Origin of the sequence: Cytobacillus sp. S13-E01, from assembly GCF_029193815.1 — a bacterium.
Classification (GTDB): Bacteria; Bacillota; Bacilli; order Bacillales; family Bacillaceae_L; genus Bacillus_BV.
On record NZ_JARFVC010000002.1, the window covers coordinates 32314 to 44368 of the forward strand.

10 protein-coding genes are annotated in these 12055 nt (G+C 36.0%); 5 read left to right on the plus strand and 5 right to left on the minus strand.

The genetic code is table 11. From position 1 onward, the window contains the following. The first annotated feature begins 625 nt into the window (after positions 1-625). The gene (gene asnA, locus PY093_RS02045) at positions 626-1636 is read left to right on the plus strand and encodes an aspartate--ammonia ligase (RefSeq protein ID WP_275644207.1); all 1011 of its coding nucleotides are present in this window, start codon (positions 626-628) and stop codon (positions 1634-1636) included. Between the two features lie 188 nt (positions 1637-1824). Here the strand turns inward: asnA and PY093_RS02050 are convergent, their stop codons facing one another. Both PY093_RS02050 and PY093_RS02055 read right to left on the minus strand, forming a co-directional pair. Then, a complete protein-coding gene (locus tag PY093_RS02050; protein ID WP_275644208.1) occupies positions 1825-1995 on the minus strand; it encodes a DUF3934 domain-containing protein in 171 nt (56 codons plus the stop codon). A 583-nt stretch (positions 1996-2578) separates the two neighbouring features. After that, the gene (locus PY093_RS02055; RefSeq protein WP_275644209.1) at positions 2579-4081 is read right to left on the minus strand and encodes a malate:quinone oxidoreductase; all 1503 of its coding nucleotides are present in this window, start codon (positions 4079-4081) and stop codon (positions 2579-2581) included. Positions 4082-4700: 619 nt separating this feature from the next. Here PY093_RS02055 and PY093_RS02060 point away from each other — a divergent pair. The 3 genes from PY093_RS02060 to PY093_RS02070 all read left to right on the plus strand — a co-directional run bounded on the left by PY093_RS02060 (position 4701) and on the right by PY093_RS02070 (position 6541). Then, positions 4701-4868, plus strand: coding sequence for an SE1832 family protein (locus tag PY093_RS02060; RefSeq protein ID WP_275644210.1), 168 nt, complete (start codon positions 4701-4703; stop codon positions 4866-4868). A 150-nt stretch (positions 4869-5018) separates the two neighbouring features. Further along, on the plus strand, positions 5019-6038 hold the full coding sequence (locus PY093_RS02065) for a glutathione S-transferase family protein (protein WP_275644211.1): 1020 nt from the start codon (positions 5019-5021) through the stop codon (positions 6036-6038). A gap of 2 nt (positions 6039-6040) precedes the next feature. Next, entirely contained in the window at positions 6041-6541 is a 501-nt protein-coding gene (locus PY093_RS02070) for a GNAT family N-acetyltransferase (RefSeq protein ID WP_275644212.1), read from the plus strand. 68 nt (positions 6542-6609) lie between these two features. Here the strand turns inward: PY093_RS02070 and htpG are convergent, their stop codons facing one another. Beyond that, complete coding sequence (gene htpG / locus PY093_RS02075; RefSeq protein WP_275644213.1) at positions 6610-8490, minus strand: molecular chaperone HtpG; 1881 nt, start codon at positions 8488-8490, stop codon at positions 6610-6612. 851 nt (positions 8491-9341) lie between these two features. Between htpG and ilvD the strand changes: the two genes are divergently transcribed. Then, entirely contained in the window at positions 9342-11018 is a 1677-nt protein-coding gene (gene ilvD, locus PY093_RS02080; RefSeq protein WP_275644214.1) for a dihydroxy-acid dehydratase, read from the plus strand. A 333-nt stretch (positions 11019-11351) separates the two neighbouring features. On the opposite strand, the gene PY093_RS02085 is transcribed toward ilvD, so the two are convergent. Next, positions 11352-11537, minus strand: a complete 186-nt coding sequence (locus PY093_RS02085; protein ID WP_275644215.1) for a 2-hydroxymuconate tautomerase — start codon at positions 11535-11537, stop codon at positions 11352-11354. Between the two features lie 89 nt (positions 11538-11626). After that, positions 11627-12046, minus strand: a complete 420-nt coding sequence (locus PY093_RS02090) for a DoxX family protein (protein WP_275644216.1) — start codon at positions 12044-12046, stop codon at positions 11627-11629. Between the last annotated feature and the right edge of the window lie 9 nt (positions 12047-12055).

Consider the following 12055-nt stretch of genomic DNA (forward strand, 5'->3'; position numbering starts at 1 on the left):
AGAAATTTCTCCGCTTATTTATTAAACCATGCTGATTCCCTCATCTCTTGGCCCTTGAGGGCTCGCTCTATATTTTTATTTATGGGTGTCAAAGAGGTGTCAAATCTGTTGTCAGATTGCAAGCCTTTTTCATTGTTTAGGAATTTATAAAATTGTAAGGTTGTGTATAACTTCGTGTCTTTGTCTATCTACGTCTAGCTCCAGGCGCCATCGGACCTGAGGTCATAAGCCTTATATAACAAGGGTTTAGGCAGGATTATGAGTTAGAAAATCCTGTTTATTAAGGGTGCGAAACTCAAGTGATAAGATCAACGCTCTTATTATTCATTAGCTATTATCCTTGGAGTGTTACGGTATCTTGGGTAGATAAATATTTATAATTCCCTCTTAACTCCCCTTCAAAAAGGTATTTTGGATAGAAGCAATTCCTTTATTTGGCTTAATCTCACATACACCGCTTTTGTAACAACTCTTAAAATCAATACATACAGTAATTTTAGTCAATTACCTAAGGCCAGTAAATAATAACTATAATTAGGGGGCCTTAATAAGTAGTTGATCACTTATACCTAGGAATTTAGTTTTTAAAATACCACCGCCTACTGCCTACTTGGAGGATGATTAAATGAGTAAAACATTAGCTATAAATGGGTACAAATCAAAGCTTGATCTTATCTCTACAGAAATCGCGATTAACGAGATAAAAAATCATTTTGAAAGTAAACTTTCAGAAGCACTAAACTTAATCAAAGTTTCAGCACCATTACTGTTAAGTGAAGGCAGAGGCATTAACGATAATTTACATGGTGTTGAGCGAATCGTTTCATTTGATGCTTTAGAAATGAAAAATACTCAGATTGAAATCGTTCAATCTTTAGCGAAATGGAAAAGGATGGCTACCGCTAGATATGGATTTACTGTTGGTGAAGGGCTTTATACAAATATGAACGCAATTAGAAGAGATGAGGAATTAGATAACCTTCACTCGATGTATGTTGATCAGTGGGATTGGGAGAAGGTCATATCTAAGGACCAACGCAATCAAGGTACATTAGAGACTGAGGTAAAAAAGATATACAAAGCTTTGAAAGCAACTGAAGGCTATATGTATGAATTTCACTCTGTGCTAGAGCCTACATTACCTGATGACATTTATTTCATTTCAACCTATGAACTTGAAATAGTGTATCCCGATCTAACTCCTAAGCAAAGAGAAGATGTTATTACGAAAGAACATGGTGCTGTTTTTATTATGCAAATTGGTGGGGTTTTACCTTCTGGAGAAAAGCATGACGGGCGTTCCCCTGACTATGATGATTGGACACTAAATGGAGATATTATCTTTTGGAATCCACTTTTGGAGAAGTCTTTTGAAATCTCTTCAATGGGTATTAGAGTAGATAAAAAAGCACTGTTAAAGCAACTAAAGCTTTCAAAAAATGAGGATCGTAGTATGCTCGAATATCATAAATTAATACTAGGTGAAAAGCTTCCTTATACAATAGGTGGAGGTATAGGACAGTCAAGATTATGCATGTTCTTCCTAAAGAAAGCCCATATTGGTGAAGTTCAGGCTTCAGTGTGGAGTGAACAAATTTTAACTGAGTGTAAAGAAAGCAATATCAACCTTTTGTAGTAAAGAGACGAGGAGCATGTATCCGAAAGCAGGAGATTATAATAGCTACCAACAATAATCAAAACGTGCCTCTTGTTTATAAGGAACCAATTGAGTTCTGGAGCCATTATGGCTCCTTTCACAATTAGTGTAGTCATGTATCACCAATTAATACTGGGCCACGTTGGATTACTGACCTCCATCTAATTCTATTTGTCACTATTATTATTGTCGCCATCCTTTGTATCATCTGGTTTTTTTACGCCTTTGCTTGTATAGGGTTTAAAACTTTTTGCTTTGTTAGCACTTTTTTGCCAACGATTCCAACCCTTCTTGCCTGTTCCTCTACCTATTCCGCTTTTTGCTTTAGCCTTAGCCATATAATCACTCCATTGTTCTTGTATGTTTAGATACTAGTTGTAGGTTAGTTTTAACTATTTCACTGGGTTTAATCAACCAAAAAGAAATTCAACAAAGTACCTATCTTTGAATACGCGAATCCTCAGAAGAAAAGATTGCATCTCCTATTTATACACTACTCAGCTACTAATTTCATCTTTATCCATAAATTTAAATTTTTTATTTGTTATAAATTCCAAGATTCCTCTTAATTATCCTAGCATTTTTAATAAACAAAAAAAAAAGATCTAGTACATGCCACTAGATCCTTTTTTTAACATCTTCTCTAATTGAATCAACAATATCGTCTGGTAAATTCGCTCCGAATAGACGTTTCTCTTTCAAATGCCCATGTATTAATTATTTCAAGGTCATCTTTATTAAATGTAATGCTATAGTGCTTCAGTGGGGAATGAGGAAAACCCCACTGATGGAAGTCTTCTTTATCTCTGTATTAAGCAAATATTGCCTTTTCAATCTCGTCATCATAGAAACGCTTGTCCATTAATGAAAAATGTTGCTCATACTTTTTCATTCAATACCTTAGTTTCTACATTCAAAGAATTAACTAAAGACCAGCTCTTTTTCGCTTAAACCAAGCGTCTGCGCTGTTGAAGTATGAATTTCTTGCAGGAGCTCTGGGTTTTCCATTAGTGACACGCCATTAGATGGAATCATTTCTTTGATTTTCGATTCCCACTCATTCATATGTTGCGGGAAGCATTTTTTGATTACCTCAAGCATAACATGAACAGCAGTAGAAGCACCCGGAGAAGCTCCTAGTAATGCTGCGATCGAGCCGTCAGCTGCAGTAATCACTTCCGTACCTAATTGAAGCGTGCCTTTACCGCCTGCCTCTGTATCTTTAATAACTTGCACACGTTGGCCCGCCACCACTAAATCCCAATCCTCAGCTTTAGCTGTCGGGATAAACTCACGTAACTCTTCCACGCGCTGTTCTTTCGATAACATAACTTGCTGAATCAGGTATTTTGTCAATGACATCTCTTTTGCGCCTGCCGCCAACATTGTTAAGACATTATTCGGTTTTACGGAAGTTACTAAATCGAACATTGAACCAGTTTTTAAGAACTTTGGTGAGAAGCCGGCAAACGGTCCAAATAGCAACGATTTCTTATTATCGATATATCTTGTGTCAAGATGCGGAACAGACATTGGAGGAGCACCAACCTTAGCTTTTCCGTATACTTTTGCATGATGCTGCGCTATAACCTCAGGATTATTACATACCAAAAAGATACCGCTTACTGGGAATCCACCAATATGTTTTCCTTCAGGGATACCGGATTTTTGCAGCAAATGCAGGCTTCCACCCCCGCCTCCGACGAAGACAAATTTTGCCGTACGGCGTTCTACGCTGCCGCTACCAAGATTCTTCACTTTCAATTCCCACGAGCCATCGCTAGTACGTTTAATATTATCAACACTATGTTTGTATTTGATATCGACGTTTTTTTCCTTTAAGTGGTCAAATAACATGCGTGTTAAAGCACCAAAGTTGACATCCGTTCCAGAGTCGATTTTTGTTGCTGCTATAGCTTCATTTGGTGGACGGTCTTGCATAATAAGCGGAATCCATTCCATCAGTTTTTCTGGATCATCGGAAAATTCCATCCCTTTGAACAGAGGATTGTTTGACATCGCTTCAAAACGTCTCTTTAAAAACGTTACATTTTCTTCCCCTTGTACCATACTCATATGAGGCAGTGTCATGATAAAATCCTGTGGATTGTGTATCAGCTTACTGTTTACTAGATAAGACCAAAACTGCATTGAAACCTGAAACTGTTCATTAATTTTTATAGCTTTACTAATATCTACAGACCCATCTGGTTTTTCAACCGTGTAGTTTAGTTCACACAGTGCCGCATGCCCCGTTCCCGCATTATTCCATTCGTTAGAACTTTCCTCTCCTGCGTTTGCGAGCTTCTCAAACACTGTGATTTCCCATTCCGGTACTAATTCTTTCAAGATTGTCCCTAAAGTCGCACTCATGATTCCTGCGCCAATTAAAATGACGTCTGTTTTAGCTTCTCTGTTGCTCATTTTTATCAACCTTTTCCCCTAAAATTTGCAGAAAAGATGTAGCCTCACACCAAGCAAAGGTGCGATCAAAGTCACACACCTTTTCTGTCTCAATAAAAACCAAATCATATGGATTACAATTATTTATAGATTAAGATATCTACTATTATATGATAATAATAAAATATTTAAAAGCTATTAAAAAGCGAGAAGTCCATATACACGGCCTAGGAAAACACATAAACCAATATTCCAGCTTCTTACAAGGGATATGGCTTGGGCTTGCCGTTACCGGTGAGCCGCCAAGAGTTACCTTTTCATACCTAGCTTCCATGCAAGCTCTTCAATTCTTTATTGTTTTTTATAGACTAGACTTAGATCACTGCGAATCCCTCTAAAATCTTCTAGTTCCATATGCTTCATAAATTCATCATATATTTTTGGGAATGTCAGATTAACTGACTTCAACTCCATAATCCACTTATTCATTAGTACCATTATATAATAAATATTTTGATTCTCGATAGTTTCTTAATGATTTTCTTTACCTACTACTTCCATATCATTTTGTTTGAAGATTATTAATTTATCCGCTAAACTTAGCAATATACTATTTAAAGATATGAAAGTGGTGTATTATATGAGTTTAAATGAAATAGAAATTAAAATTGCAGAATTAAAAATGGAATATCTGCGTATTCAAGGTGATATTGAAAGATTAGAATCTCTTGGCCACTCTTTTGAAAAACTAGAAATCCGATTAGAAGAGATTGAAAATGAATTACAGCATTTTCATTCTAAAAAATAACAAACAGTCCCGCTATCTTTTAGTAGATACGGGGCTATTTTTTAACTCGAAAGTACCAATTAATTGACTAGGGAGTTATATAAATACTAAAATACCATAAAGTTACTTTATGGATAATAAAAGGTCAGTTTTTAAGAGAGGATGCTTGTAATGACAAAAAATGAGCAGATTGAACGTAAGGATACCCTTAAAACAGCTACTGAATTCAAAAAAGATGGATCGTTTAATCGACAAACAAATAGGTTTACTACGCCTTTTGGGGAACAGCCTGGTGAATTACCAGTAGATGCAAACCGCTATCGTCTATTATGGTCAGCTGCCTGCCCTTGGGCCCACCGTTCTGTGATCGTAAGGCGTGTTCTTGGACTTGAAAATGTTATTAGTTTAGGAACAGCTAGCCCAATTCGTCCAAAGCTTGGTCATGTCGACTGGGAATTTTCGCTGGATGAAGATGGTGTAGATCCAGTATTAGGAATAAAGTATATGAGTGAAATTTATAAAAAAACGGATCCTGATTATTCTGGTCGACCAACGGTTCCAGTTATCGTCGATATTATCAAGAACCAAGTAGTCAATAATGACTATCTTAAGTTAACAAACTATTTCGAGACAGATTGGGCACCATTACATAAAGAAAATGCACCAAACCTATATCCAGAACATTTACGTGAAGAAATAGACGCTTTAAATGAAGTCATCTTCCATGATATTAATAATGGTGTCTATAAATGTGGTTTCGCACGTTCACAAGTGGCCTATGAACAGTCCTACAACACACTTTTTTCAAGATTGGATAAACTAGAGGAACGTTTATCTAAGCAGCGCTTTTTATTTGGAGATTTTATCACAGACTCTGATGTCCGACTGTATTCTACTCTTGTTCGATTTGATGCGGCTTATTACACTGCTTTTAATACGAATCGAAACCTGATCAAAGAATTCACTCACCTCTGGGGTTATGTAAGAGACTTATACCAAACACCTGGTTTTGGTGATTCGACAGATTTTGATGCGATTAAAAAACATTATCATACATCAATTACGATTTCACCTGAAAAAAATGTAGTAAAAATACTTCCTAAGGGTCCGGATTTATCTGCTTGGCATTTACAACATAATCGTCACCTCTTAAGTAACAGAATTGAAAAGTTTCTTATTTTGGGAGTGTAACTATGAAAATACGTAATGCGTTAACACATGAAATAGAATTTATTCGTAAACAGAGAGTTACGGCTTATGGTGATCACGCGCATGCGATCCCTTTAGAACATTGGAACGCTCTTAAAAAGGCAATATCCTCAGATGCGGATTCAAAGCCTGGTGTTGAACTACTTGTTGCGGAATTAGCTGGGGAAATTGTCGGAAGTGTTGCGTTATTCCCCCCGCAAACAGATGCTTACGAAGGATTTATTGAGGAGCTAGATTACTCTGAAATCCGACTTCTAGCTGTATCACCTGAAGTTCGCGGCAAGGGAGTAGCTTCTGCTTTGATTGCTGAGTGCATTAGGCGAACGAAAGCAAAAGGCTTCAATGCTATTGGCTTACACACTGCCGAGTTTATGGAAAGTGCAATAAAGTTATATGAACGGATTGGTTTTGAACGATTGCCACAATACGACTTTGAACCAGCAGGTGATGGGATTATTGTAAAAGCATTTACGCTTTCGATTTGACACTGAAAAAATCAAAGAAAACAGCCCCGCAAACTTAAAGTAGTTTATGGGCCGTTTTCTTTTTTACTTTAAACCATTACCTTACAAATATCATTCGTAAACTCTACCGGATCAGCGATTGGTAATCCCTCAATAAGTAGTGCTTGGCTGTAAAGTAGGTTTGTATATAGATTTACTTTCTCTTTGTCTGTTTCAAATGCAGTTTTTAATGATTTAAAGACATCATGGTTGACGTTAATTTCTAAGATTTTGTCTGCTTTAATGTTCTGATTATCAGGCATTGCTGCAAGAATTTTTTCCATTTCAATAGATACTTCACCATCAGTTGATAAACATACAGGGTGTGTTTTTAATCGTTTTGAAATTCTTACATCCTTTACCTTGCCTGTCAGTACATTTTTCATATGCTCAAAGAGCTCTTTATTATCTTGGTCTTCTGACTCTGTACTTTTTTCACTTTCGTCAGCTTCAATACCTAGGTCTCCGCTAGATACAGATTTGAATTCCTTCTCTTTATATGTCATTAACATCTTAATTGCGAATTCATCTATTTCTTCAGTGAAATAAAGAATTTCAAATCCTTTTTCAGAGACTAGTTCTGTTTGTGGAAGTTTTTCAATTCTTTCATTCGACTCACCAGAAGCATAATAGATATATTTTTGTTCTTCTGGCATTCTTGACACATATTCATCAAGTGTTACCATCTGTTTCTCTTTTGAAGAATAGAACATCAATAAATCTTGTAGTACTTCTTTATCTCTTCCAAAATCACTATAAACACCGTATTTCAACTGTCTTCCAAATGATTTATAGAACGTATTATATTTTTCTCTTTCATTTTTTAGTAAGCTTTGTAATTCGCTTTTAATCTTTTTATTAATATTTTTTGCAATTAACTTTAGTTGTCGATCATGTTGTAAAATCTCACGTGAAATATTAAGAGATAAATCCTCAGAGTCAACCATCCCTTTAACAAAACTAAAATAATCAGGCAGTAAGTCAGAGCATTTATTCATGATAAGAACACCATTTGAATAAAGCTCTAATCCTTTTTCATATTCCTTAGAATAATAGTCATATGGCATGTTCTCCGGGATAAATAAAATTGCATTATATCTTACCGTTCCATCAACAGTAATATGGAGAGATTTTAGTGGTTTGTCAAAACCGTAATGTTTTTCTGAATAAAATTTCTCGTAATCTTCTTCTGTTAATTCATTTTTATTCTTTTTCCAAATCGGAACCATACTATTAACTACTTGTTCTTCAATATAATCTTCTACTTCATCTTCGCTACCTTCTTTTGGTCTACTTCCGGTAACATCCATTTTAATAGGGTAGCGTATAAAGTCAGAGTATTTTTTGATGATGGTTTTTAAGTGATACTCATCTAAAAATTCATCGTAATTTTCATCTTCTGTATTCTCATGGATTTTAAGGATAATCTCAGTACCAACTGATTCTTTTTCATGAGGTGTAATCGTATATCCTTGGGCACCCTTAGATTCCCATTTATTAGCTTCATCGCTTCCTAAAGCTTTGCTAATAACGGTAACAACGTCTGCTACCATAAATGCTGCGTAAAATCCAACACCGAACTGACCAATAATATCATGGCCATCTTTGATCTCATTTTCATTTTTAAACGCTAAAGAGCCACTCTTAGCAATAATTCCAAGGTTATTTTCTAGATCATCCTTCGTCATTCCAATACCGGTATCAAGGATTTTAAGTGTTCTATTTTCCTTGTCAGCAACCACTTTTATGTAATAACTGTCTTTGTCAAAACGTAAAGAATCATCAGTTAATGCTTTGTAATAGATTTTGTCAATTGCATCACTAGCATTAGAAATCAACTCTCGTAAAAACACCTCTCGCTTTGAATAAATCGAGTTGATCATCATCTCTAATAACCTTTTTGATTCTGCTTGAAATTGTTTTGTTTCCATACTAATCTCTCCTTTCAAACTGTAACTAGAACTAGTGAAAAATGGTAGACGATCTATTTGTCCGATTTTAACGGATTAGCACTCTCACTCATCGAGTGCTAATCCCCATTTCTTTAATATCATAAAATGGATAATGTGTCAATAAATAGATGTAATTTTCTATTGTCTAAAGACATGATGCACGTGATGGAGTTAGTATCGTTTTGTTCTCTCCTAAATATTAGTCCCATTACAAGACGAGAACCTAAACTTTAAGCACGATAAACTTCCCTTCACCTAATACATTTTTCGTATAATCTATTTTTGCGTTGTCAAAATAAACTTTATCATTTTCATGGACTAACAATATAATCTCGTTATGATCTATTATTTCATCCTGTTCTAAAGCTGACTCTTCCAGAGCCAGACGAAGTTGCGGACCACTTCAACCAATTCCCATTGTCAGACGGATGAACGGCTTTTTACCTTCGTCGATCACATCCTGAACTTCTTGAATAATTTGTGAAAAAGCGGCTTGAGTAAGTTTAACCAAGGTAATTCCCTCCCTTTTGGTTTATTTTAAACTAAAAAATTTATTAAATACACTACATAAGTCTACTTATAGGTGTATCAAATTACAATTTTTTACGCTCACTTAAATGGTCGGTTAACATGAATAATCTAGTAGTGTATTAATCTTTTTCCTTCTACATTTAAAGCTATTAATTGCTTTTTTATGATACTATCATTCTATTTTCAAAAAGAAATAACGCTAAATCATTGATATTATCTAAAATAATGTTAAAATGAGTAATAATTTATTTTTTCAGAATATGGTTATAAGCAACTTTGGAAATTTGGAGGGAATTAAAATGACTGAACAACGTAGTAATATGATAAAAAAAGGATTTGATCGTGCACCACACCGAAGCTTACTTCGTGCAGCAGGTGTTAAAGAAGAGGATTTTAATAAACCCTTCATAGCTGTAGTGAATTCATATATTGATATTGTTCCAGGACATATCCACTTACAGGAGTTTGGGAAAATTGTTAAAGACGCAATTCGTGAAGCTGGTGGCGTGCCATTTGAAATGAACACGATTGGTGTTGATGATGGAATTGCAATGGGGCACATTGGGATGAGATACTCATTACCTAGCCGAGAGATTATTGCAGATTCAGTTGAAACAGTTGTAGCAGCTCACTGGTTTGATGGAATGGTTTGCATTCCAAACTGTGATAAAATAACACCTGGGATGATGATGGCTTCCATGCGCTTAAATATCCCGACAATCTTTGTAAGCGGTGGTCCGATGAAAGCAGGAGTAACTAGCGATGGCCGTAAAATCTCTCTTTCTTCTGTATTCGAAGGAGTTGGAGCCTATCAATCTGGTAATCTAGATGATAAAGGACTTCTAGAACTAGAGCAATTTGGTTGTCCTACATGTGGATCATGTTCTGGCATGTTTACTGCAAACTCGATGAACTGCCTCTGTGAAGCTCTAGGCCTTGCATTACCTGGTAATGGAACAATCTTAGCTGTAGCTCCTGAACGGAAAGAGTTTGTAAAACGTTCTGCCAAGCAGCTAATGAACTTAATTAGAGATGATATTAAACCACGTGATATTGTAACTGAAAAAGCAATTGACAATGCTTTTGCTCTTGATATGGCACTAGGCGGTTCAACGAATACCGTTTTACATACACTTGCACTTGCACACGAAGCGGAAATTGATTATCCTCTTGAGAGAATCAACGAGGTAGCTGAACGAGTTCCACACCTCTCAAAGCTCGCACCAGCTTCTGATTACCATATTGAAGATTTACATGAAGCAGGTGGTGTTTCTGCTGCACTATATGAGCTCTCTAAAAAAGAAGGTACCCTTCATCTTGATACCTTAACTGTGACCGGAAAAACACTGGGTGAAAATATTGCAGGTTGTGAAGTGAAAAACCATGATGTTATTCGTCCAATTGATAATCCGTATACAGTAAAAGGCGGTCTTGCCGTATTATTTGGCAATTTGGCTCCTGATGGTGCGATTATTAAAACGGGCGGAGTACAAGACGGTATTACACGTCACGAAGGCCCAGCTATTGTTTTTGAATCTCAAGAAGAATCGCTTGAAGGCATTTCTAAAGGTAAGGTAAAAGCAGGTGACGTTGTAATCATTCGTTATGAAGGTCCTAAAGGCGGACCGGGAATGCCTGAAATGCTTGCACCTACCTCTCAGATTGTCGGAATGGGACTTGGACCAAAGGTAGCTCTTGTTACGGACGGACGATTCTCTGGTGCATCACGTGGATTGTCAATTGGCCATGCCTCACCTGAAGCGGCTGAGGGTGGACCACTTGCCTTCGTTGAAAATGGAGATCATATCGTTATCGATATTGAAAATCGCACAATGGATGTACAGGTTTCAGATGAAGAATGGGAAAAACGTAAAGCAAACTGGAAAGGCTTTGAACCAAAAGTGAAAAAGGGTTACCTAGCACGTTATTCTAAGCTTGTTACTTCTGCTAGTACTGGTGGAGTTATGAAAATATAAAAAAGATAAACCTGTCAAATGCCTTGGAAGGGCATTTGACAGGTTTTTTAGTGAATTATTTTATAAGTATGGATGGGATTCGTTCCAAGGTCCTGCTCTAAATACATTTCCTTTTAAGTATGAGAAGTTGATGATCCTCATCAAATACCCGGAACCTATCCTTTTTTATCCATATTATCGTAACTTAAGTTGCTTGTCACCTATTTGATTTATATCCTTGGTACTAAATCTTCTAACTATGATAGTAAAGAAACCTATGAATCCCTAGTCAAGGAACGCATCTTGACATAATGGGTTCTCCGTTTATTCCATTACACTCTTTCCTAAAAATTCTTACATCTCACTTTTTAATTTATCTCCCACTGCAAAATGATTTTTTGGTACTTCGTTCACTATTACACGAATACTTGATAAAGGAGCCCCAAGCGAATTATGCACTGTATGTGCTACATCGCGTATACATTGTTCAATTGTTTCTTGTTCTCTTCCTTCAAGCATTGTAATTTGAATGATTGGCATTATTATTATCTCCCCTTTTTAATTAGTAAAAGTAATGCACTACTTCTTAATGAAGTAATGCATTACTTTTGAGATTGTACTTATCTTGTTTACACTGTTGTAGTTTCTTCTTTTGTTTTAAAAATCAGTTGGTCTAGTGCATAAAATCTACTGCCATTAATCAATATTACGACTGCAATTGCTAAAAATGCTAAATCCAATTCGTATCCTGCACCTGTTCCATCACCTAAAAATCCAACAGATAGTTTTGCCTTTATTAATGTTCCAATCATTAAAAAAGCAAATAATGTTGATACAATTCTGCTGCCTAAGCCAATAACTAATAAAATTCCGCCTACAAGTTCTAATAAGGCAACTCCATATGCCATAAATCCTGGTAAACCAATCATTTCGAACCATCCTACAGTATTTTCAATACCACCTTGAAACTTCGATAATCCGTGAATAAAGAAACTAATCCCTAAAAATACTCGTAAAAGTAAAGTACCTAATTCAAACTTATTCATCATTTTTATATC

What these genes read in the sequence shown, in the direction of transcription:
- PY093_RS02050 (WP_275644208.1), bottom strand. Translation starts at nt 1,995, where the DNA reads ATGGCTAAGGCTAAAGCAAAAAGCGGAATAGGTAGAGGAACAGGCAAG.
- PY093_RS02085 (WP_275644215.1), bottom strand. Translation starts at nt 11,537, where the DNA reads ATGCCAATCATTCAAATTACAATGCTTGAAGGAAGAGAACAAGAAACA.
- ilvD (WP_275644214.1), top strand. Translation starts at nt 9,342, where the DNA reads ATGACTGAACAACGTAGTAATATGATAAAAAAAGGATTTGATCGTGCA.
- PY093_RS02060 (WP_275644210.1), top strand. Translation starts at nt 4,701, where the DNA reads ATGAGTTTAAATGAAATAGAAATTAAAATTGCAGAATTAAAAATGGAA.
- PY093_RS02055 (WP_275644209.1), bottom strand. Translation starts at nt 4,081, where the DNA reads ATGAGCAACAGAGAAGCTAAAACAGACGTCATTTTAATTGGCGCAGGA.
- PY093_RS02065 (WP_275644211.1), top strand. Translation starts at nt 5,019, where the DNA reads ATGACAAAAAATGAGCAGATTGAACGTAAGGATACCCTTAAAACAGCT.
- PY093_RS02090 (WP_275644216.1), bottom strand. Translation starts at nt 12,046, where the DNA reads ATGATGAATAAGTTTGAATTAGGTACTTTACTTTTACGAGTATTTTTA.
- htpG (WP_275644213.1), bottom strand. Translation starts at nt 8,490, where the DNA reads ATGGAAACAAAACAATTTCAAGCAGAATCAAAAAGGTTATTAGAGATG.
- PY093_RS02070 (WP_275644212.1), top strand. Translation starts at nt 6,041, where the DNA reads ATGAAAATACGTAATGCGTTAACACATGAAATAGAATTTATTCGTAAA.
- asnA (WP_275644207.1), top strand. Translation starts at nt 626, where the DNA reads ATGAGTAAAACATTAGCTATAAATGGGTACAAATCAAAGCTTGATCTT.